Raw genomic sequence first — 21,759 nt, 5'->3', positions numbered from 1 at the left:
ATGTACGCGTTCAGGCAGACTGATTCATAGATTCAGTTGCCTTAAATCATTGCCGCCACGGCGGCGACGGTCTGAACCAGCTCTGCAGATACTGCATGAAATGGCGCGTGCGTGCGGGCAGCCCGGTGCGCCGATGCGTGAGCGCGATCACGTTCGCGTCCGGTGCTTTCCAGCCCGGCAACAGGCGCACGAGCCTGCCTTTCGCGAGGTCGTCGGCGACGTCCCATTCCGAGCGCAGAATCACGCCGCGCCCTTCGCAGGCCCATTGGCGGATCACGTCGCCGTCGTTGCAACTGAGATGCGCCGCTACGCGCACACTGCGGCGCGTGCGGCCCTTGCTGAACTGCCAGAGCGACACGTCCTCGTTGTTTTCGCGCAGCACGATGCAGGGCAGCCTGCTCAACGCATCAGGCGAATCGGGTTCGCCGATGCGCTTGACGAGCGCAGGCGCCGCACAGACGAAACGCGCGTTCGGCGCGATCGTATAGCCGACCAGGTTCGACAGCGGCAACTCGCCGATATGCACGACGATATCGAAGCGATCCGTCGCGTCGGTCAAGGGTCGATCGGACAATGTGAGCGCGACGTCGATATCGGGATTTTGCTGCTGGAACGCGCCGATCACCGGCGCGAGATGACGTCGTCCGAAGCCGAGCGGCGCGTTGATTTTCAGCGTGCCGACGAGCCCGCCGCGACGTGTCTGCAAATCGTCGAACAAGGCGTCGAATTGCTCGATCAGTTCGGCGCCGCGCTCGCATAGCAGCATGCCTTCGTCGGTGAATTGCAGACGGCGCGCGCTGCGGTTCACGAGCTGTGCGCCGAGTTTCTTTTCGAGTTGCTGCAGGCGCTGTGTGACCGCCGAGGGCGACAGCGCCAGCTTGCGCGCGGCGGCGACGAGGCTGCCGCTGGCGCGCAGCGTGAGCAGGAAGCGGATATCGGCCGAATCGTTCATGTCTGCGACGTTGGAGTGCCAAGCCTCGCAGCATAATGCGTCCGGACCGATCACAGGGTAAAGTGGCGCTTCTGCTTTTGTTTTTGCCGCTGCTTTCGCTTCACCCATTCATCGCCGCTTTCATTCGCTCCTTGGAAGAGAAGTCCCATGTCGTCGCCCCATGAGTCGCCAGCCACGTCGTCCCCCAACGGCACCACGCCGACAGGTCCGCTGAAACAGGCGGTATTTCTGCACACAGGCTGGCGCAGCGCGGGAACGTGGGTCTGGTCGCGTCTGCGCGAACTCGATCGCGCGAGCGGATTTTACGAGCCGTTCAGCAACGTGCTCGCCGAGCTGAGCCTCGCCGACGTGGCCGCCTCGCGTCCCACGCTGACCTCGGGGCATCCGCCGCTCGCTGCACCGTATTTCGACGAATACCGGCCGTTTCTGCGGGAAGGCACGCGGGGCGTGGCGGGTTATGACAGGCGCTTTAGCACGGATCGCTTCGCGCGCGATCCGGATGCGCAATTTCCCGCATTACAGGCTTATCTGCGCAATCTGTGCGAGCGTAGCGTCGAACAGGGGCGCGTGCCGGTCTTCAAGTTTTGCCGCTCGGGCGGCCGGCTGCCGTGGCTCAGGCAGGCGTTTGCGCAGGCGATGCATGTGGGCGTGCTGCGCAATCCCGCGTCGCAGTTCGCCTCGGGGTGGCTCCTCAGGCAGCAATGGAGCAACCCGTTCTTCGTTGCCGCGCCGTTTCGCGTGCTCGGTCTGAATCAGCAGGACCCGCTGGTCAGAGAGGCGATTCGCATGTGCGCCGTGAGTCTGCCGCCGCTCGCGTCGCTGCCCGACGATGCGTATGCAATGGCTTGCGAGCAATACGCGCGCACGGTGGAAGGCGAGAACGCGTATCGCGCGTTCGTCGCGTTGTGGATTCTCTGCGCGCTGCGCATGGGCGAGGGTGTCGATCTGCTAGTCGACATGGACCGGCTCGGCCAGTCGCGCGAATACGCGGCCGGTCTGAGCGCGAGCTTCACCGCGCAGTGCGGTTTGGCGCCGGATTTCACGAGCGCGCGCGATCTGGTCGATGAAACACGACGCAGCGCGGCGCGCATGAAGGGCATCGACGGCGGGGCGATGCGCGTCGTGCATTCCGCCGCGCTGAAATTCCTCAAGGCGCAAGGCGGCATCGACGCGAGCTTCGTGGAAGCGGTGCGCGAAAAAATGGTGCTCGCGAACGAGCTGACCGAAGCGTGGCGCTAAAAGCCGTCAGCACGCAGGGCTACTTCGAGCCCGCCGCCGATGTTGCCGCCGATACCGCCGCGCGCAGCCCGAGCAGATAGCTGTCCACGCCAAAGCCGCAAATCTGTCCGTTGACGATCTCCGCGAACACCGACTGATGCCGGAACGCCTCGCGCGCGTGAATGTTCGACATGTGAATCTCAACCACCGGTACCGTCAGGATCGCGAGCGCATCGCGAATGCCGTAGCTGTAATGCGTCCATGCGCCGGCATTGATGAGCACGCCGGCCGCGTTGTCCGTGAAAGCCTGATGAATGCGCTCGCACATCGCAGCTTCGCTATTGGTCTGAAAGCTCTCGACGCGCACGCCGAGTTCGTCGCCGAGGGCCCGCAGGCGCTCGTCGATTTCAGCGAGCGTGATCGTGCCGTATTGCGCGGGGTCGCGCTTGCCGAACATGTTGTGGTTGATACCGTGCAGCATCACGAACGTTTTCATTTAGGGTGCCTGAGTGATGAATTGAGAGGTTGATGCAGGCCGAGCGTTTTTAGTGCGCCACCGCCACGGCAGGCGTCGTTTCGACGACCGAACCCGAACGGGCCGCCTCGACGATCGCCTCGGTAATTCGCAGATTCTGCAAGCCGTCTTGCGCGCTGACGAGAGGCGGCTCCTCGCCGTGAATCACGCGAACGAAATGCTCGAGCTGGAGCTTGAGCGGATCGTCGCGCGTCATCTCCGCGACGCTGACGTCGAACGGCTTCCACCACGAACGGTCCTCGGCTTTGCCGTAGGTCTTCAGGCGCATCGTCGGCACCGAGAGCGAGCCGAATGTGCCTGCAATCACGTAGCAATCTTCGTCCGGATACGACGGATAGGCCTTGTTTTCCTGCGACGTCTGCTCCCAGCTGCGCGCGCTTGCGGCGGTGTCGGACAACATGAAGCTGCCGAGCGCGCCGTTCGCGAAGCGCAGGTTGATCGCCACCGTGTCCTCGACCGGAAAGCCGCGCGTCGCACGGGACGCAAAAGCCTGCACCGCGACGATATCGCCGCACAGCATGCGCAGGTTGTGCACCTCGTGAATCATGTTCAGCAGGATCGGACCGCCGCCTGGCTTGCGCCGCCATTCGGCGTCGGCGAAGTACTCGTCGGGCTTGAAGAACACCGCGCTGCCCATGACCGCGACGAGCTTGCCGAGCCGGCCTTCGTCGATCAGTTGCCGAGCGCGCGCCATGATCGGGCTGTGCGCGCGATGATGGCCGATGAGCAACGGCACGCCGCTGCGGTCCGCTTCGGCTACGAGCGTTTCGGCTTCGTCGACGCTCGGCGCAATCGGCTTTTCGAGCAGCGTCGGCACGCGAGCCGCGAGACAGCGCGCTGCATGCTCGACGTGCAACTGGTTCGGCGTCGCGAGAATCACGCCGTCCGGGCGGTCCCGTTCGAGCAGTTCGTCGAGCGTGCGGTAGAGCGGCACGCGAGCCTCGGCCGCGAGCGCCACGGCAGCGGGCGAGGGGTCGACGATCGCCGACAGCGTGCACGTCGGGCTGCATTGCGCGACAGCCATATGCGCTCGGCCGATATAGCCCGCGCCGGCCACGGCGATCCGGGTGCTGGTCATGAAGCGGTTCCTGTGAAATTCCGATGGTGAAGTGTGTTTGGGAAAAGCGGCTTACGCGATGGCCTTTTTCGCTTCGGCCATGCTCTGCGCGCGCATCGTCTCGTAGCTATGCTTGTCGATCGGCACCGCATCCTTCTCGCCGAGATCGGAGAGCTTCACGCGGAAGTTTTCGCGCGTGTTCCATGCGGTGACCGCGCAGATGATCGTGATGCCGAACGTGATCGCGCCGATCGTGATTGGAACGTTGTTCGATCCCGGCGGCGCGACGTACGCGAACAGTGCCGGCAGCAGCGCGGTGATCGTGGTGCCGATGTTCTGGCCGATCGCCATCGCGGATACCCGCGAGCGGGTCGGGAACAGTTCCGGATAGAAACTCGGGAAGATCGCGTTGTAGCCCTGGTAGATCACGCCCCACATGAGGATCGACATCACGATCGCGACCGGCACGTTACGGATGCTGATCGCGTACAGATACCCGAATGCGAGCAACCCGGAGCCGAGCGCGCCGACGACGATCGGCAGACGCCGCCCGATCCGGTCGGACAGATTGCCCACGTACGGAATCACCAGCACCGCGACGATGTTGCCGATCACCGGTATCCACAGATACACGCTCTTCGAGAAGCCGATGCCGTACGACGCCTGCACCGCATACGCCGCGCCGAAAATCGTCGCGACGACGGGAATCACGTTCATCAGCGAGCAGAGCACGACGCGCAGCATGTCGGCCGAGTTGTAGCGGAACGCTTCGACGATCGGCGAGCGCGGCACGCCGCCGCTCGAGTCTTCCTTCTCGAATGCGGGGGTTTCCTCGACTTCGCGCCGGATGATGTAGCCGGCGATCAGCACGACCGAGCTGAGCAGGAACGGAATGCGCCAGCCCCATGAATTGAAGGAGGCGTCGTCCATGTAATAGGCGAGCGGCAGGAACACCGCGGCGGCGAGAATCTGGCCGGCCTGCACGCCTTGCAGCGTGAAGCTCGCGTAATAACCGCGCCGCCCGAATGGCGCATGTTCGAGAATCATCGAACTGGCGCCCGAGATTTCACCGGCAACCGCAAAGCCCTGAATCAGGCGCAGCACGACGAGCAGCACCGGCGCGAGGAAGCCGATCTGGTGATACGTCGGCAGCAGACCGACCGCCATCGTCGACAGGCCCATCAGGAACATGCAGACGAGCAGCACGTTCTTGCGGCCGTGGGTGTCGCCCCAGTGCCCGAGCACGAACGCGCCGATCGGCCGCGCGACGTAACCGACACCGTAGGTCGCGAGCGACGCGACGATCGCGATCTTCGGATTGCCGGACGGGAAGAACAACTGAGGAAAGATCAGGGCCGCGGCCTGCGCGTAGATGAAGAAGTCGTAGTACTCGAGCGCCGAGCCGATCCAGCCACTGGCGGTTGCCTTGCGAGCCTGCGAGCTGTGCCCGCCGCTTGCCGATGCGTTTGCTTCCATATCGTCTCCTGATCGGAATGTGTTTTTGTCAGCTTCTATGGCTGAATCATTGGCGCCCTTAAATCGGAACTCCGCAAGCCAGGATTTTCCTGGAACGCGTTGCTGCGGTGCGGGATGACTCGTGTGGGGCGGCGCTTGCCCAACCCAGCCGTTACGACTAGGGTAATAGAGTTCTGCGCCGACACAATGCAACCAGATGCCAAATCAGAATGCGCTCACAGCCACGAATGAGTCTTTTCTACGCGATCTTCAACTGTTCTGCCATATCGCGCGGCGGGGCAGTTTCGTCGCGGCGTCGACGGAGATGGGGCTGTCGCCGTCGCATGTGAGCAAGCGCATTGCCATGCTCGAAGCCGGTCTCGGCGTGAAGCTGTTTCAGCGCACCACGCGCAGCGTGAGCGTGACGAGCGACGGCGAAGCCGCGTTGCAGTGGGCGCAGAAAATTCTCGACGACGTGCAGGGCATGACCGACGCCTTCGCGGATCGCCGCACGGAATTGCGCGGCCTGCTGCGTATCAGCACGAGTCTGCGGCTTGGCCGCAAGCACGTCTCGCCGATTCTCGCGATGCTGCGCGAGCGCCACCCGAACCTCGAAGTCTGGCTGGAACTGCTCGACCGGCGCGCGGATGTCGTCGGCGAGAACTTCGACATCGACGTGCGCGTGGGTGAAGTGCAGGAGCCGCATCTGATTGCGCACAAGATGGTGGAGAGCGCGCGCATTCTGTGCGCGTCGCCGGCCTATCTCGAAGGGCGCGGCGTGCCGCTCGAACCCGCCGATCTGACGCGGCACGACTGCCTGCTGTTTCGCGGGCGCGACGATCGTTTCGGCGTCTGGCGTCTCGCCGGGCCGAACGGCGAAAAGAGCGTGAAGGTGACGGGCACGGTCGCGTCGAATCTGAGCGACATCGTCGTGCAATGGGCGAGGGACGGTTACGGCATCGTGATGGTGTCGATCTGGGACGTGGCGGAAAGCCTGCGCGCGGGCGAACTCGTGCGTGTGCTGCCGGACTATCAGCAGTCGGCCGATGTGTGGGCGGTGACGGCCGAGCGGTTGTCGTCGTCGGCGCGGATCCAGGTGTGCATCGAGTTTCTCCGGGAGCAACTGACGCACGGGCCGTATGCGCTCGTGACGCGCGGCGTGGGCGGGTTCTGAAGCGCCGGGCTACTAGCCGTTACACGCTCGAGGCCGTATCCTCTTCGGCCTCGTCGAGCGTGCTGCGCTGCACCGTTGCTACGGAATCCAGAATGACCGTCACGGTGGCGGGGCGCGGATCGTCGATGCTGTAACGCACGCGCCAGCCGTCCATGTAGAAGCGCAGCCCGCGGTGCCGCATCAGATAGGCGGGGCCGACGAGCGCCGCGCCGAAGCCCGATGCGGCGCCGACGCCGAGCGCCCAGCGCGGCCCGAAATGATCCGCGACCCAGCCGACCACCGGCGCGCCGAGCGGCGTACCGCCGAGGGCGATTGCCAGCAGAATCGCGATCACGCGGCCGCGCATCGCGGGCTCGGTGGTCAGTTGCACGAGGCTGTTGGTCGACGTGGTGAAGGTTTGCGTCGACACGCCGATCACGACGAGCACGAGGCCGAACAGCACGTAGTTCGGCATCAGCGCGGCCACCGTGCAGCCCACGCCGAACACCGCGCCGGCAACGAGCAGCAGGGCCATGCGCGGGCGCGCCCGGCGCGCGGCGAGCAGCGCGCCCGTCACCGAGCCGATCGCCATCGTCGAGCTGAGTACGCCGTACTCGCTCGCGCCCGCATGGAATGCGGTGACCGACATCGTCGAGATGAAGATCGGGAAGTTCAGGCCGAACGTGCCGATCAGGAACAGCATCAGGAGCGCCGCTTTCAGATCAGGGCGCTTCCATACGTATTTGAAGCCTTCGACGAAGCTGCCGCGCGTGCGCACAGCGCGCGGCTTGCTGTGCAGTTCGTTCAGGCGCAGCATGCGCAGCGCGCCGAGCACCGCGACGAACGACAGCGCGTTGATGAGGAACACCCAGCCGGTGCCGACCGAGGCGATCAGGAGACCCGCCACGGCCGGCCCGATCATGCGTGCGGCGTTGAACGACGTGGAGTTGAGCCCGACCGCGTTCGCGAGATCGGCTTCGCCGACGAGATCGGACACGAAGGTCTGGCGCGCGGGGGAATCGAAGGCGGTCACGCAGCCGAGCAGTCCCGCGAACATGTAGACCTGCCACAGCTGCACGAGCCCGGTAATGGTGAGAAGGCCGAGCGCGAGCGCGAGCGACCCCATCGCCGCTTGTGTCGCGAACAGCAGCTTGCGGCGGTCGAAGTGATCGGCCGCATAGCCGGTGAGCGGCAGCAACAGCATCTGCGGGCCGAACTGCAAGGACATGACGATGCCCACCGCCGTCGCGTTGTGATGCGTGAGCCCCGTGAGCACGAGCCAGTCCTGCGCCGTTCGCTGCATCCACGTACCGATGTTCGAGACGATCGCGCCGCTCGCCCAGACACGGTAGTTGAAATTGCGCAGCGAACGGAACGTGGAACTCACGGCAGGGTTTTCCTCGGCCCGGGGCGGGCCATATGTGTGCGGCGGCGGGTGTTTTCGACGCTCGCTTGTGACGTCGGCTTATGGTGTCCGCTTATGACGTCTGCTCATTGCACCCGCTCAGGCGCGCGAGCGCTCGAGCAGGTCGAGCACTTCCTGCGTCGTGCCGGTTTCGCCGAGACGCGGGAAGATGCGCGTGACACTGTTGGTGTGCGCGTCCGCGTTCAGGTCGGTCATGGCGTCGACGGCGAGCGTCACGTTCAGGCCGAGTTCGTTCGCAAAGCGCGCGGTCGATTCGACGCCGATGCTGGTCGCGATGCCGGCGAGCACGACTTGCGTCACGCCTTGCTCGCGCAGATACGCGGCGAGGTCCGTGTTCGTGAACGCGCCCCAGGTGCGCTTGGTCACGAGATGATCCGACGGCTGCTGTTTCAGTTCCGGCAGCAGGTCGGCGAAGCCGGCCGGGAAGTCGCCCGTGTGGCGGCCCTGGTCGGTGCGGCCCGGCGCGCCGCCGGTGACGTTCACGAGCACGACCGGCAGGCCGTGACGGCGGAACGCATCGAGCAGCGCGACCGAGCGCTCGACGATTTCGCTGCCCGGATGAGCGGTGGGCAGGGCGACGATGCCGCGCTGCAGATCGATGACGACCAGTGCGATTTGGGTGTCGAGAGTGGTGAGTGCCATGGTGTGTGTACTCCTGCGAGTGGCGGGTGGCGAATCGCGTGGGGGCGGATCGCGAGTTACGAATCGACGAGGCGTTTGAGTAAATCGACGCCCGTCGCGAGTTGTTGCTGCTCGGCCGGCGAGAAATGCGTTTGTATCGTGCGGTACAGCCAGTCTTCGCGCGCCGCGCGGCTTGCCTTGATTTTCTTGCGAAAGGCGGGGGTCAGGGAGAGAACCGTCTGCCGCCCGTCATTGGGGTCGGGCGCGCCGCTCACGAGCCCGGCGGCTTTCAGCGCCGCGAGCGTTTCTCCCATCGATTGCGGACGCATGCCATGCGCGCGCGCGAGCGCGCTGACCGTGGCAGGGCCTTCGCGCTCGAGCAGGCCCAGCACCTGCACTTGCGACGGCGTGAAGTCTCCCACATGGGCTTCCTCGCGCAGACGGCGGCGCAGCCTGCCGGTCAGCACGCGCAGATCTTCGGCGAGCGCGTGCAGCGCTTCCGGCGTAACCAGAGGGGGAGTCTTGCTCATGCGACGACACGATATGAAGGTTAACTACGAAGGTTACCTTCATATATCGTTCGGGTCAAGCCGGGGGCGCCGAGCGCGGACCTGCTGACTTTGGGGACCTGCCGGCGGGCTCGCAGTCCGCGTCAGCGCGCTCGCGCGCGCCGGTTGAGAAAACGCCATAGCGCGCCGCCGACCAGCATCGCGCCGCCGAGCACGATGCCCAGCAAAACGAGCGCGCTCAGATGCTCGTGCACCACCGGCACGTTGCCGAACAGATAGCCGGCCGTCATCAGCGAGACGACCCACAGTGCCGCGCCCGCCGTGACGAACGAGACGAAGCGCGAGGCGGTCATTCGCGAGACGCCCGCGGCGAACGGCGCGAACGTGCGCACCACGGCGATGAACGGCGACAGCAGGAAGGTCAGGCGGCCGCGCGCCTCGCTGAACGCGTGCGCGCGTTGCAGCGCGCTGCGGTTCAGCCAGTAGTAGTTGGCGGTGTAGACCTTCTGCCCGACCGCGCGGCCCAGCCCGTATCCGACGATGCTGCCGCCTATCGTCGCGACGAACAGCACGGGCGCGACGATCCACGCGTTGAGCGCGCCCGTGGCCGCGAGCGCGCCGCAGATGAAAATCAGCGGATCGCCGGGCAGGAAGAACAGCGGCAGAAAGCCGTACTCGACGAACACGACGAGAAACAGCAGTGCATAGATCGCGGTGCCGAATTGCTGGATCAACGCGCTTAGATGCTGGTCGAGGTGCAGTGCAATCTGCAGCACATTCATCAGGTTCATCGTCGATAGGGGCGGGGTGGGGATGGCACGAGTGTAGTCCCGCGCGCGTTCGTGTTGGGCGGCGCTTGTGTATTTCGCGGCTCGAATGTCAATATGAGGTGATTTCTTCAGAGCAGACCCGAACCCACGCCATGCCGCACGAACCCGCCGCCACCTCCCGCACGGTTACTTTCCGCGCAGTGACTTTCCGGTTCGCCGCGCCGCGCGACGCGCAGGCGATCCGCGAGATCGAGTTCGAGGCGGGGCAGCGCTTTGCCAGCGTCGGCATGGCCGGCATTGCCGACGCGCCGCCGATGGCGCTCGAAATCGTCAACCGCAAGATTGCCGCGCGCGAGATCATCGTCGCGATCGATGCGCAGGCGTCCTGTGCCGGCTTCGTGATGTTCGAGCCGCAGCCCGCGCGGATTTACGTGCAGGAACTCGACGTGTTCACGTCCCACGCGGGCAGGCGCATCGGCGCGGCGTTGATCGAGCAGGTCGCGCAGATCGCGCGCTCGCGGCAGCTGACGCAACTCGTGCTGTCGACGTATCGCGACGTGCCGTGGAATGCGCCGTACTACCGGCGGCTCGGGTTTCACGACATCGAGACGGCGGAACTCGACGCCGCGTTGATCGCGCGGCGCGACGCGCATATCGCGCGCGGACTCGACGAATCGAAACGCGTGTTCATGCGGCGCGATCTCGTGTGACGCGCGAATCGCAGCGCATTGCGGCGCAAACGCAGTGCGTAAAAAAGCGGCGGGCGTGACTGCAACGATTTCCAGTCACGCCCGCCGCGTGGTTTCACGGCAGCGGGTACTACGCTCGCGCCGCCGTCTGCTTCAGTGCTTGTCCAGCCTGCTTATTCCACCGCTTATTCCACCGCTTATTCAACGGTTTCCAGCGCCGGATAGTCGGTGTAGCCGACTTCGCCGCGTGCGTAGTACGTCGCCGGATTCGGCTTGTTCAGCGGCGCATCGGTCTCGAAGCGGCGCACCAGATCCGGATTCGCGATGAACAACTGACCCCACGCCACCGCGTCCGCTTCACCAGCGTCGAGCACCTGCTGGGCGGTTTCCCTGGTGAACTTTTCGTTTGCGATGTACGGGCCGCCGAATGCTTTCTTCAGTTGCGGGCCGAGGCGGTCGTCACCGAGCGATTCGCGTGCCGCGATGAACGCGATCTTGCGCTTGCCGAGTTCGCGGGCCACATAGCCGAACGTTGCGGCCGGGTCTGAATCGCCCATCGTATGCGAATCACGGCGCGGCGCGAGATGCACGCCGACGCGGTTCGCGCCCCACACGCCGATGCACGCGTCGGTCACTTCGAGCAGCAGGCGCGCGCGGTTTTCGATCGGGCCGCCGTAGGTGTCGGTGCGTTTGTTGGTGCTGTCCTGCAGGAACTGGTCGAGCAGATAGCCGTTTGCGCCATGCACTTCGACACCGTCGAAGCCTGCGGCCTTCGCGTTTTCGGCACCCTTGCGGAACGCTTCGACCACACCGGCGATTTCGTCGAGTTCGAGCGCGCGCGGCGTCACGTACGGACGCTCGGGGCGCACGAGGCTCACATGACCGCCCGCCGCGATCGCGCTCGGCGCGACTGGCAGCTCGCCGTTCAGGAACAGCGGGTCGGAAATGCGGCCGACGTGCCACAGTTGCAGGAAGATCTTGCCGCCCGCATCGTGCACGGCCTTCGTGACGAGCTTCCAGCCTTCCACCTGTTCCTGCGACCAGATGCCCGGCGTATCGGCGTAACCGACGCCCTGCGGCGTCACCGAGGTGGCTTCGCTGAGGATCAGGCCGGCGCTCGCGCGCTCGGCGTAGTAGCGTGCCATCAGCGCGTTCGGCACGCGGATTTCCTCGGCGCGCTGACGCGTGAGCGGCGCCATGATGATGCGGTTCGACAGCGTGATATCGCCAATTTGCAGTGGATCGAAAAGAGTCGGCATAAGAGTTCACCTTTGGCGGCGGGCGTGACCCGGCACCTCAAAAGACTGCGTGAAAAAGGAAGCGCGGCGATGCGAATGCGCTGCTCAGAGCTTCGCGTTCATATGTTCGAGAAATGCCTGAATGACGGGCTCGTTGCGCTTGAAAAACACCCATTGGCCGACCCGTTTCGACGTGACGAGCCCCGCGCGTTGCAAGGCCGCGAGATGCGCCGACACGGTGGACTGCGACAGGCCGCAGCGCTCGTCGATCTTGCCCGCGCACACGCCGTGCTCGAGCGGAAATTCCTGGTCGGCGAAATGCGCGCACGGCTCCCGCAGCCAGCCGAGAATCTCCCGGCGTACCGGGTTGGCTAGCGCTTTGTGGATCGCGTCGAAATCGGGCGTCATCTGGACAGGTTTCAAGGTGATTCGGCAACCGGCATGCGCAACGCCGGATGGCGGGCGCGCGATTGCATCGCTACGGAACGAATCATATATCGTATTTTCACGATACGTATGAAGCCACTACTGCCAATGGGGGCGATAGGGCGAGCTGATGATGCACCGCGCATAGCCGTGATACGCGCCTGAAACGCCGATTCACACCGTGCCACCGCTTTGTATATGATCTTCGCGAACGCCCTTTTTATCGCCAGAAAAACCGCTATTCGTTGGGAAAGCAATGAGTGACACGACGCAGCCACCGTTTTCCGTTCTGTTCGTCGACGACGAAGAGATGTCGCGCAACCATTTCGCCCGCGCGATTCGCGCCGATTACTGCGTGCACGTCGCGCAGAGCGCGGACGAGGCGATCGAGGTGCTCGGCAGGCACGGCGCCGAGATCGCCGTGCTCGTGACCGATTACCGCATGCCCGGCCGCGACGGCGACGACCTGCTGCGCCAGGTCGCGCAGGAATATCCGCAGATCGTGCGCATCCTCGTGACCGCGTACGCCGACAAGGACATGCTGCTGCAAACGGTCAATACCGGCGACGTGTTCCGCATCCTCGAAAAACCGCTGCGCACGGAGAAGGTGCGCGAGGTGCTGCAACTGGCGATCGCGCGCTACGCCGAGCGCGAAACGCGGCAGCAGCGCCTGCTCGCGATGGATGAAACGCTGGCCTTCCTCGCCCATGAGCTCAATACGCCGCTCGCGGCGATCTCGCTGTTCGCGCGCTCGGTCGAGAACGACGTCGCCGAGCAGTACGATCCCGGACGGCAAAAGGAGATCGGCGACGCGGCGCGCTCGATGCTCAACAACGCTCAGTATTGCCTCACGCTGATCTCGTCGTTCTGGGCGACCGTGCACAAGAGCGGCGGGCAGCAGTCGGTGTCGGAGGCGGGTGGCCGCGAGGTCCGGGCGACGCGGCTGATCGCGTCGCTGCTCGACACCTATCCGTTCGTCGGCGCGCAGCGCGACTGGATCAAGGTCGATGTGCAGGGCGATTTCGTCGTGCGCGCGATGCCCAATTGCGTTGCGCTGGTGCTTTCGTCGTTGATGTCGAATGCGCTGCGCGCGCTTGGCGAGACGGCCGCGCCGGCGCTGTGCCTCGAAGTGGTCGAGAGTCCCGAGCCCGAGATCCGGATTCGCGACAATGGTCCGGGGATCGAGCCGCAGGTCAAGGCGCGGCTGCTGCAGGACCCGGTGACGACCCATGCCGGCGCCGGCGGGCACGGCATGGGGATGATCTTCTGCAACCGCATCATGCAGTCGTTCGGTGGAAGTCTCGGCGTCGAATCGACGGTGGGCGAGGGCACCACGGTCACGATGGGCTTTCCCAATCTGGGCTTTGCCACGCTGAGAGGCCACGCGCAGGACCGCAAGGCGTGATCCGCACCGAGCTGCACTGAACTGCACCGAGGAGCTGGCTGGCCCGGGGCGCCCGGAGAACACCGGGCGCGGCCGGGCGTTCTCCGGGCGCGCGAACCGTCAGTCGCTCAGTGCGTCGCGATGATCGCGCCGCGCTTTCGCCGACGCATAGTAGCGGTGCAGCGCAGCGGCCGAACGCGCACTCAGCGTGCGGATCTGCGCGAGCCAGTCGGTCTCCACCGGCCATTCTCTCGCGATTACGCGCGGATAGATCTGCCGCGCATAGTGGTGCAACGCCTTCGCGCCGATGTTGCCACTGACGCCAAGCAGCGCGTGCAAGGCCACATGTGCCGCCTCGATATCGACGGCCGCCGTGCTCGCCACGAGCCGCGTCACGAGCGTGCGGATCTGCTCGATGCCGCCGAGAAACGATTCGTCGAGCAGATCGAGCGCGACCAGTTCTTCGAGGTGTTCCTCGTCGAGCAGGCATTCTTCGGCGACAACCGCAAGCTGGCCCGCAGCGGCGAGCGATGCAATTTGCATAAATGGTGCAGTCGGAGCAAAGGCCGCAACCGCCGGACCCGCGAGCTCCGTTTGAGCGGCGCTGCCCGCCGCCCCTTGGGCAACGGCGTCGCCGCGCGTGCCGAACTGTCTCGCGAGACACGCGTAGAGCGCGCCGGCCTGCACCGGTTTTATCATCACTTCGTCCATGCCGGCGGCGAGGCAGGCCTGCACCGATTCGGCGTCGGAATGGCTAGTGAGCGCGATGACCGGCACGGTGGCGTACGCATCGGTGCGCGCGCGGATCGACTTCGTGGTGTCGATCCCGCTCATGCCCGGCATGTTCATGTCCATCAGGATCGCGTCGATAAAGCCGTCTTCCTGCAGCGCGGCCAGCACGGCCTGGCCGTGGTCGGCTTCGACGACGCTCGCGCCGCAGCGCTCGAGATACGCCTTCGCGACGAGACGGCTGTAGGTGTCGTCGTCGGCGACAAGGATCGAGCGGCCGATGAAGCCGTCGGGCTGCTGCCCCGAATGGTGCCGCGTGCCGTTCTCGAACAGCGCCTGCAGCGCGGTGATCAGTTCCTGCACGCTCGAGGTCTTGCCAATGATCTCGTCCATGCCCGCCCGGCGCGAGCGCAGGCGCACCGCGTTGCCGGGCTCGGCGGTATACGCGGCGATCAGCACGTTGTGGTTCGGACATTCGCGCTCGGCGCGGATCCGCTCGGTGGTCGCGTAGCCGTCCATCACCGGCATGCTGATGTCCATCAGCACGAGGTCGTAAGGAGAGGCGCGCCGCAGCGTGGCGAGCGCGATTTCGCCGCTGGCCGCCTCGCTCACGTAGGCGCCCGCCTTGGTCAGCACGCGGCGGGTGCGCGCGCGCAGGGTGTCGTCGTCGTCGACCACGAGCACGCGCTTGCCCTTGAAGACGGGTGTCGCGCGCTCGAAGAGCTTGCGCTCGTGCTCCACGACTTCCTCGGCCGACACGGCGGGAAAGCTCAGCGTGAACTCCGTGAACTTGCCGACTTCCGACTGGCAGTCGATGCTGCCGCCGAACGCGCGCATCGCGCGCTGGCAGTACGCGAGCCCGAGCCCCGTGCCGCCCGAATTGCTGGCCGTGCGAAACGGCTCGAACAGATGCTGGACGATCTCCGGCGCGATGCCCGCGCCGGTGTCGCGCACGATCACCGCGTTGCGCGCGATGATGAGCGTGAGCGTTGCCTGCGGATAGGCGGCAATGTGATAGAGCGAGTTCTTGATGAGATTGAACAGCGTGAACAGATAGACCGTTTCGTCGACCTTGAAGACGAAATCTTCCTTGACGAGGAGGCTCACCTTCGCGCGTTCCTTGTCGCTGTCGAAGCCGTATTCTTCGAGCGCCTTGCGCGTGGTGGCTGCCGCGTGCAGGTAGCTGAGGCTGTCCGAGCGGACCGATTTCGCGCTGACTTCGTCGAGCGTCATCGCGATGATGCGCAAGCCGCGCTCGATCGACAGTTGCCCCTGGGCGAGATGGTTGTACAGCACGGACGCTCTGCCGTGCGTCAGCGTGGTCGCTTCGCCCGGCTCGCTCACGGCGGGCAGCGCCTCTTCGACGCGGTCGAGCACATGCCGCAACTGGCTCAGCGGATTGCGCATTTCATGTGCAATGGATCCCGCGAGCGCCTGCAACGCGCGGTTCTTTTCGACGAAGATGCGTCCTTTGCTGATCGCATGGCTGAACGCCATGCTGCACAACACGACCACCGGCAGCAGTGCGATATTCGATCTGTCTTCGATGCTGAGAACGACCGGCGTGGGCGAGCTGATCGCGGCGGCGAATCCGCCGGAGAAAACGCCGATGCCGATGCACGTCATCAGCAGAAGCGGGTTGTCGATACACAAGGCCAGAATGAAGATCATCATGACCTCGGTCATCATCCACATCGTGGAGAAATCGTTTCTGACGGTGAGAAACGTGCAGACGAAGGGCAGCACGTAGATCAGGCAGCAATGCCAGTAGATCAGCAGGTAGTGGTTGTAGCGCTTCGGCCAGCGTGCCTGGAACAGCAGCGGAATGCACACGGCCGCCGCGCTTAGCCGAAGTAGCAGGTTGTCGTAGGGCTGCGGAAGGACGTAGGTCCACACGACGTAGTAGATGGGATGACACAGGAGGCCAAGTGCGCCGCCCCACCGAATGGCAAACCTGCTTCTTTCCAGCATATCCCGCATGGTTTCGCGCGATATAGCCATCAGGCCTCCGTACAAGTTACGACCCCATCAATTCATGCGTATTGAATTGCTGCGCTTCCAGTCCCTCGAGGCTGACCGGCTTGCCGTTCTTGCCATGGAACGGACCGACCGAAAAGCCGTTTTTCTTCAGGAGACTGTGAGTATAAGAGACGGACCACACCGGCGGGCTGCCAATGATGAAATCGGACGCTATACCTTCCTGCCAGGCCGAATAGCCTTCGGCGAAGCAGGTGTAGCAGTCGCGGGTGGACGGCAGCCTGAACGGGAACGCGGTGTCGAGTCCGGCGGGGCCACGGGCGAAGCATTCAATATATAGCGTATGGCCGCGCGAGGCGAGTTCGGCTTCGACGCTCGCCGCGCGGGGATGGGAGTCGTCGATCCAGAACTGCGCGCGTTTGAGATCGGCGGCGGTGAGGTAGGGGACGCTCGTGCTGCTCGCGAGAATCGCGCCGTCGAAGTCGGGCAACCGGGTGTCCGCGCTGAACGTATGCACCGATACCTTCGAATTGCCGAGCAGGTCCGACGCCAGCAGTTCCTTCGCCTGGTCGATGAGCAGGTTCATCTTGTCCGGCAGGTCGATCAGAATCAGTTCCTGCGGGGCGTCCTTGTACAGCAGGTACTTGGCGACCGTCGTGCCGAGGCGGCCGGCCGCGCCGAACAGCGCGAGCTTCGTCCGGCCGAACTCGAGATCGAGCTGGTCGCAGCAGTGCATCGCCCAGTCCTTGAGCATCGCCGCGGTGGCCGCGTGGCCGGTCGTGATGTGAGGCGGCTTGATCGGACGCGGCAGCGCGCCGTAGTTGCACGCATACGGCGTCGATGCGCCCATCGCGACCATGTTCAGTCCCGCCTTTCTGGCGAGTTCCAGCGCCGGGAAGAACTGCGTCTCCCGAAACCGCTTGATGCCGCGCGGGCTGCCGAGCCACATTTCGAGCGGCACCGGGCAGGCGATATTGGCGCCGATCACCTGCGAGCCCGAATAGATCGGCGAAGCGATGAAAGGCTTGGTGTTCCAGAGTTCCTCTTCAAACGACTCGCTCCGGTGGCGAACGTTGTGAAAAGAAAATGAAAGGGTTTCCCAGTCGGTAGCGTGAAACAGAAAACCAACACCGCCCTGACGGGCGGGCAGGTTGTCCCGGATTTGTTCCGGGTGAATTTCGTTTTTGAGGGTCAGTGGTGCACTATTGCGGCGCAAAAGAAGCCCAGCTTGCCCGTTAGAAATGGTCGACACGTCTTTAAGGAGAGCGTTTTTCATTGGTTTTTCCCGTAAATTTGAATTTACGCCGGTAAATCAGCGTGGCGTGGCCAGCCCGGATTGACCGGCGACCCTTCAACTTTAGAGAAATCTGCGGCAGTGTGCCCGTCTGTTCGTGCACATTGCATTAATTGGTGGTTTAACAATTGAGACGCCCGGGAGCCGGACATTAACTTTGGGCGAACTTCGGCGGGGGTTTGGGGAAGAGCCTGGGAGTACTTTCGATGAACTTCGGCGGACGGTTGCGCTTTCATCGATACGGAAAAGGGCCGCACTGGGCGACCCTTCGTTTGCGTACCTGGAGAACTTCGCGTTATCGCGTAATGCTGTAACCGATTCGCGCAATCCAGCGGTGCTGGTTGTAGTCGAGAATGTCTTCGCCATATCCGGTGAAGAAGCCGAGCCACAGGAAACCGCCCCAACGGTTATTGATGAGCTTCGCCAATGGATAGGTGAACTGTGTATCGATACTGCCCTTGCCGGCCTTCATCCCTTTGCGCAGCGTCGTGGCGAGTTGCCAGCTGTCGGTGCTGCCGTATTTGAGCCGCAGATCCATATAGCCGCGATAGTCGGTGATGTCGTGGTTCTCTCCGGCAATGTGCGCGTAGTAGTAGACCTTCGGCTCGACGGTCAGATGGTTGCCGTTGAGATCGCCGAAATCCCATATGGGCTTCACAAAGAGAATGTCGATGCCGCGCGACTCGGGACCGTCGCGTCCATTCGATTCGTGTTCGTAGCCGGCCATCAGGCCCATCTTGCTCCACCACTTGCTCTTCCAGCCCGTGTCTTCGAGGTAGTAGAACATGGACGGCATATAACTCGTGTCGCGGAACGGCGCGGAGTACGAGCCGAGATCCCACAACGAGGTTTGCGTATAGGCGAAATAAAGATTGTCGGCGAAGCCTCGCGAGCGGGGATCGTCCGGTATGACGAGACGGAACTTGAAGCTCAACTGGAATTTCGCGAGATTCTCTCCATTCGAGCCGTCGGCGAAATACATCGGCTCGTAGGCGGAGAAGCGGCTCAGGAAGGTGTTGATTTCAGGCACCGGTGCATCCGGCCGCGATGGCGGCGGTGACGACGCGATCAGGCTGGTCGAAGACGGTTCGCCCGAGGCGGCGCCCGGCGTTCCCGCCTGTGTGCCGGCAGCGGATGCGAGCGCCGTGTCCTTGCCGGAGTGCGGCGGATGCGTGAGCAGTACGAAAGAGGGCGACACGTCGAGTTCGGGCACGTCGATCTTCATGGCGCCGCGCGCCCACTCAGGCCACGTGCCGAAATAGCGGACCGCCTTCAGTTCTCCCGCGGCGAGCTTCAGATGATCGGGCGCGCCGCTCTCGCGCGTGAGCGCCAATGGTTTCGGTATCACGTCCGGATTGCTGATCGAAATGTTCAACTGCGCCGGGACGTTCACTTCGGTGCCGTTGGGTTCATCGCCGGAATAGACGATGGTCACTTCGAGCGGACTGGTCGAGAGCGCTTCGCGCGGCGGCCGCAATACGGAAACGCCGGCAACGCTATAAGCGGAGTAACTGGCGCCGAACACCAGCAGGCTCATGCAGAGAGAGAGTCTGGAAACACGCGAGCGGTGATTACTGTGTACTGCGGATTTACGGTTTTTCTTCACGCTAGACATCCATCGGTTCCGCACACGGGACTCCTATTGATCTACGAATTCAGGTTGCAACGAGAAGATAACGTCAAAGTGTGTCATTGGCAAAAAAAAGGGCCTGCGTGTTTTCTTGCCGGGTATCGATATGTGCCGGCTTTGCGCTATTCGGCGTGGCCCATTCTGCCTGCCATGCTGCGAATTGCACGAGTGGAAAAGAATGGGCTGCGCTATGGCGGGAGCAGCGTTGGAAAGAAGCGCAGGAAAGAAACGCCGGAAAAGACGCTGGAAAAAACGCGGGAAAGAAGTGGGAAAGAAGTGGGAAAGAAGCGGTATGGTTTCTTGCGGCTTTTCATGGCTTCTTGCCGTTGCATTTGTGCAACGGGGGGGTGGATGTCACAAGTGTCAAAAATCGGAGTTCGCATGCAAATCGTTGTATGCGGGCAATGGCATGGGTAATTCCCCGTATGGCAATTGCGCGGCAATTCGCGATTCGTTTTTTGCGGAAATTCATCGTGCGGCCGATTACAGCCGATTTCAGTCGATTACCGCGGATTGCGGCAAATCGTGGACGGGGTGTGGCTGAGGAGTGCTCAATACGCGGAGCCAGTGCGTTCAATACGCAAGTTTCCAATATTGCTCGGGCACTGGCGCGCTTTCCGGTTCGCTGACGCGCACCCTATAACGCAGCCGCCGCTTATTCCATCGGCGAGACGAGCAGCGACACCGGCACGCCGTGACAATCCACTTCCGCGAGAATCGTCGCGCCGAGGCCGGCGCCCGATTTCGTGCGCGCGGCGAACGGATTCGCTTGCCTGTCGACACGCAGAATGTTGAGCGGCCACGATGGCCGGGATAGCCGCTCGTACGCGAAAGAGCCGACCCAGAGCGGCGTGGTGGAGATGCCGTTGTCGACCGCATAGCCGCTCGGCCAGAAACGCAGCACATAGCGTTCGTCGCGCGATTCGCCCGGCCGCATGAACACCAGTGACGACGGCACGCCGTTATTGAGCTTCGGCAAAACCGGCAGCGACACTGCCGCGACATCGGGGGAAGCCAGCGAGAGCAGGCTGTGCGCGGACACGTCGGTGCCCTCGATCCAGCCCTGCGCGCGCAACTGGTCGCGAATCGACGCGGGCTGCGAGACCCACTGCAGCGTAAGCGGCTCCTTGTGATCGCCGCCCATGTCGGAGCGATAGCAGGGCAGGCGCTTCCACTCCGACAGCTTCCACGCGGCCTGCGTGAGCAGCACCGGCGGCGGTTGCGGCGCGCTGCCTGGCGGCGTGGGCAGTGCGACGCCGAGCTGCACGCCCACGCTCACCAGCACGACCGTCAGCACCACCAGCGGCATGAACCAGCGTTGCGGCGGCGGCTGCGGATGCCGCCAGATCGCCGTCAGCGCGACGATCGCCACCCAGCCGAACGCGAGCGCCGCGCCGCCGATCGCGTCGGACACCCAGTAGCGGCCGAAGTAGACCCCTGCGAACGCCACGACGATCACGATGATCGTGCTCGCGCCCCCGACCAGCACGCCCTCGAGCTTGCCGACCCGGCGCGCGAGCAGAAAGGCGAGAAAGCCGTAGACGATGACCGTCGCCGCGACGTGGTTGCTCGGAAACACGTAGTGACTCGTCATCAGTTCGTTGGGCGGCGCGCGGCGCATCGCCAGTTGCAGGCCGAGAATCAGCAGTTGCGAAAACGCGACCGCCGCGAGCCAGTAGCTGATCGTGCGCCAGCGCCGCTCCCACAGCATCCAGAGCGTGACCGTGACGATCAGCGTGGTGAGCGTGATGCCGCTGCCGAGTGTCCCGAGCTTGGCGAGCACCGTGTCGCCCCACGGCGTGCGCACCGATTGCAGGAAGTGATAGACCGAAAGATCGACGGCGGTCAACGGATCGCCGCTGACGACATCGCCAAGGATCCCGAAGAAAAGCGCGCCGGTCACCAGCACGACCAGCGACGTCACGAGGAGGTTGGTCGCGTCCGGTTCGTCGGGGTCGAGCAGCCGGCGCGCCATGCGGCCGAGCGGACCGGGGTGACGGCACGCCCAGTCGCCGAGATGGCGGCCCGCCGCGCTCGACCACGCGTTCGCGTGCGCCACCAGAAAACCCGCGCCGCGAAAACTGAGCCAGACGATGCACACGAGGATCGCGATGATGACCACGAGCCGGAACGACACCGCGCCCGCGAGCAGCACCGACGCACCGAACACGACGCCCGGCAGGATGTGCGCGGGCGCCCAGAGCAGCGCGGAGAGCAGGTTGATCGCGTAGAAGCGCAGCGGGCTCATGCCCATCATGCCCGCGACGACCGGCACGATCGCGCGCAATGGGCCGATGAAGCGCGCGAGCACGACGCTCTTCGAGCCGTGTTTGAGAAAGAAGCGCTGGCCCGCGTCGAGCACCTCGGGGTGCCTGCTCAACGGCCACAGCTGGACGATCCGCTCCTTGTAGCGGCCGCCGAGCCAGAAGCTCATGCCGTCGCCGGCGATCGCGCCGAGGATCGCCCACGCGAAGACCCAGGCGAGGCTGAGCGAGCCCGTGCCGGTCAGCGCGCCGGCGAGAAACATCGCCGTGCTGCCGGGGATGAAAGTGCCGATGACCGCGATGGCTTCGAGAAACGCCGCAAGGAACACGACCGCGAGCATCCACGCCGAGTGGCCGGCGAGCAGGTGTAAAAGGTGGATGTAGGCGTGCTCCATCGTGCTTCGTTGTGCTCCCTCGTGCTCCCCGCACTCC

At 64.2% G+C, this 21,759-nt stretch carries 19 protein-coding genes; 5 read left to right on the top strand and 14 right to left on the bottom strand.

What is annotated here, in order from left to right; genetic code table 11:
• Window positions 1–46: 46 nt before the first annotated feature.
• Complete coding sequence (locus tag B9Z01_RS25100) at window positions 47–952, bottom strand: LysR substrate-binding domain-containing protein (RefSeq protein ID WP_085488066.1); 906 nt, start codon at window positions 950–952, stop codon at window positions 47–49.
• Window positions 953–1,099: 147 nt separating this feature from the next.
• On the opposite strand from B9Z01_RS25100, the gene B9Z01_RS25095 reads away from it, so the two are divergent.
• Window positions 1,100–2,191: a hypothetical protein gene (locus B9Z01_RS25095; RefSeq protein ID WP_085488064.1), complete on the top strand. Its 1,092-nt coding sequence runs from the start codon at window positions 1,100–1,102 to the stop codon at window positions 2,189–2,191.
• Window positions 2,192–2,210: 19 nt separating this feature from the next.
• Here B9Z01_RS25095 and aroQ read toward each other — a convergent pair whose 3' ends face one another.
• From aroQ to B9Z01_RS25080, 3 genes are read right to left on the bottom strand one after another with little or no spacing between them, the layout of a single operon-like run.
• On the bottom strand, window positions 2,211–2,666 hold the full coding sequence (gene aroQ, locus B9Z01_RS25090; RefSeq protein ID WP_085488062.1) for a type II 3-dehydroquinate dehydratase: 456 nt from the start codon (window positions 2,664–2,666) through the stop codon (window positions 2,211–2,213).
• A 49-nt stretch (window positions 2,667–2,715) separates the two neighbouring features.
• The gene (locus B9Z01_RS25085) at window positions 2,716–3,783 is read right to left on the bottom strand and encodes a Gfo/Idh/MocA family protein (RefSeq protein WP_085488060.1); all 1,068 of its coding nucleotides are present in this window, start codon (window positions 3,781–3,783) and stop codon (window positions 2,716–2,718) included.
• A 51-nt stretch (window positions 3,784–3,834) separates the two neighbouring features.
• Complete coding sequence (locus tag B9Z01_RS25080; RefSeq protein ID WP_085488058.1) at window positions 3,835–5,238, bottom strand: MFS transporter; 1,404 nt, start codon at window positions 5,236–5,238, stop codon at window positions 3,835–3,837.
• 196 nt (window positions 5,239–5,434) lie between these two features.
• On the opposite strand from B9Z01_RS25080, the gene B9Z01_RS25075 reads away from it, so the two are divergent.
• On the top strand, window positions 5,435–6,391 hold the full coding sequence (locus tag B9Z01_RS25075; protein ID WP_085488056.1) for a LysR family transcriptional regulator: 957 nt from the start codon (window positions 5,435–5,437) through the stop codon (window positions 6,389–6,391).
• Window positions 6,392–6,410: 19 nt separating this feature from the next.
• On the opposite strand, the gene B9Z01_RS25070 is transcribed toward B9Z01_RS25075, so the two are convergent.
• From B9Z01_RS25070 to B9Z01_RS25055, 4 genes are all read right to left on the bottom strand, one after another.
• Entirely contained in the window at window positions 6,411–7,757 is a 1,347-nt protein-coding gene (locus B9Z01_RS25070) for an MFS transporter (protein WP_085488054.1), read from the bottom strand.
• A 117-nt stretch (window positions 7,758–7,874) separates the two neighbouring features.
• Window positions 7,875–8,438 carry an isochorismatase family protein gene (locus B9Z01_RS25065; RefSeq protein ID WP_085488052.1) on the bottom strand — a complete coding sequence of 188 codons (564 nt, stop codon included), beginning with the start codon at window positions 8,436–8,438 and terminating at the stop codon, window positions 7,875–7,877.
• Between the two features lie 56 nt (window positions 8,439–8,494).
• Complete coding sequence (locus B9Z01_RS25060) at window positions 8,495–8,947, bottom strand: MarR family winged helix-turn-helix transcriptional regulator (RefSeq protein WP_085488050.1); 453 nt, start codon at window positions 8,945–8,947, stop codon at window positions 8,495–8,497.
• Window positions 8,948–9,069: 122 nt separating this feature from the next.
• Window positions 9,070–9,717 (bottom strand): VTT domain-containing protein, encoded by a 648-nt coding sequence (locus B9Z01_RS25055; RefSeq protein WP_085488049.1) that lies wholly within the window; start codon window positions 9,715–9,717, stop codon window positions 9,070–9,072.
• A 131-nt stretch (window positions 9,718–9,848) separates the two neighbouring features.
• Here B9Z01_RS25055 and B9Z01_RS25050 point away from each other — a divergent pair, with 131 nt between their 5' ends.
• The gene (locus B9Z01_RS25050) at window positions 9,849–10,406 is read left to right on the top strand and encodes a GNAT family N-acetyltransferase (RefSeq protein WP_085488047.1); all 558 of its coding nucleotides are present in this window, start codon (window positions 9,849–9,851) and stop codon (window positions 10,404–10,406) included.
• Between the two features lie 176 nt (window positions 10,407–10,582).
• Here B9Z01_RS25050 and B9Z01_RS25045 read toward each other — a convergent pair whose 3' ends face one another.
• Both B9Z01_RS25045 and B9Z01_RS25040 read right to left on the bottom strand, forming a co-directional pair.
• Window positions 10,583–11,644, bottom strand: a complete 1,062-nt coding sequence (locus B9Z01_RS25045) for an alkene reductase (RefSeq protein WP_085488045.1) — start codon at window positions 11,642–11,644, stop codon at window positions 10,583–10,585.
• An 84-nt stretch (window positions 11,645–11,728) separates the two neighbouring features.
• Window positions 11,729–12,031: an ArsR/SmtB family transcription factor gene (locus tag B9Z01_RS25040; protein ID WP_085488043.1), complete on the bottom strand. Its 303-nt coding sequence runs from the start codon at window positions 12,029–12,031 to the stop codon at window positions 11,729–11,731.
• Between the two features lie 274 nt (window positions 12,032–12,305).
• Here B9Z01_RS25040 and B9Z01_RS25035 point away from each other — a divergent pair, with 274 nt between their 5' ends.
• Complete coding sequence (locus B9Z01_RS25035) at window positions 12,306–13,454, top strand: hybrid sensor histidine kinase/response regulator (RefSeq protein WP_085488041.1); 1,149 nt, start codon at window positions 12,306–12,308, stop codon at window positions 13,452–13,454.
• A gap of 99 nt (window positions 13,455–13,553) precedes the next feature.
• On the opposite strand, the gene B9Z01_RS25030 is transcribed toward B9Z01_RS25035, so the two are convergent.
• The 3 genes from B9Z01_RS25030 to B9Z01_RS25020 all read right to left on the bottom strand — a co-directional run bounded on the left by B9Z01_RS25030 (window position 13,554) and on the right by B9Z01_RS25020 (window position 18,970).
• The gene (locus B9Z01_RS25030) at window positions 13,554–16,163 is read right to left on the bottom strand and encodes an ATP-binding response regulator (protein WP_085488039.1); all 2,610 of its coding nucleotides are present in this window, start codon (window positions 16,161–16,163) and stop codon (window positions 13,554–13,556) included.
• 16 nt (window positions 16,164–16,179) lie between these two features.
• Window positions 16,180–17,415, bottom strand: coding sequence for a hypothetical protein (locus B9Z01_RS25025; protein WP_208626188.1), 1,236 nt, complete (start codon window positions 17,413–17,415; stop codon window positions 16,180–16,182).
• Window positions 17,416–17,728: 313 nt separating this feature from the next.
• The gene (locus B9Z01_RS25020) at window positions 17,729–18,970 is read right to left on the bottom strand and encodes a phospholipase A (protein ID WP_085488035.1); all 1,242 of its coding nucleotides are present in this window, start codon (window positions 18,968–18,970) and stop codon (window positions 17,729–17,731) included.
• A 105-nt stretch (window positions 18,971–19,075) separates the two neighbouring features.
• On the opposite strand from B9Z01_RS25020, the gene B9Z01_RS35095 reads away from it, so the two are divergent.
• On the top strand, window positions 19,076–19,480 hold the full coding sequence (locus B9Z01_RS35095; RefSeq protein ID WP_143809055.1) for a hypothetical protein: 405 nt from the start codon (window positions 19,076–19,078) through the stop codon (window positions 19,478–19,480).
• A 238-nt stretch (window positions 19,481–19,718) separates the two neighbouring features.
• Here B9Z01_RS35095 and B9Z01_RS25015 read toward each other — a convergent pair whose 3' ends face one another.
• Window positions 19,719–21,722, bottom strand: a complete 2,004-nt coding sequence (locus B9Z01_RS25015; protein WP_085488033.1) for a bifunctional DedA family/phosphatase PAP2 family protein — start codon at window positions 21,720–21,722, stop codon at window positions 19,719–19,721.
• Window positions 21,723–21,759: the final 37 nt, after the last annotated feature.

Source organism: Paraburkholderia susongensis (genome assembly GCF_900177725.1).
In the GTDB taxonomy this organism is placed as follows: Bacteria; Pseudomonadota; Gammaproteobacteria; order Burkholderiales; family Burkholderiaceae; genus Paraburkholderia; species Paraburkholderia susongensis.
Note: the sequence above shows the minus strand (reverse complement) of the source record. Positions and strands in the feature narration are given on the sequence as shown.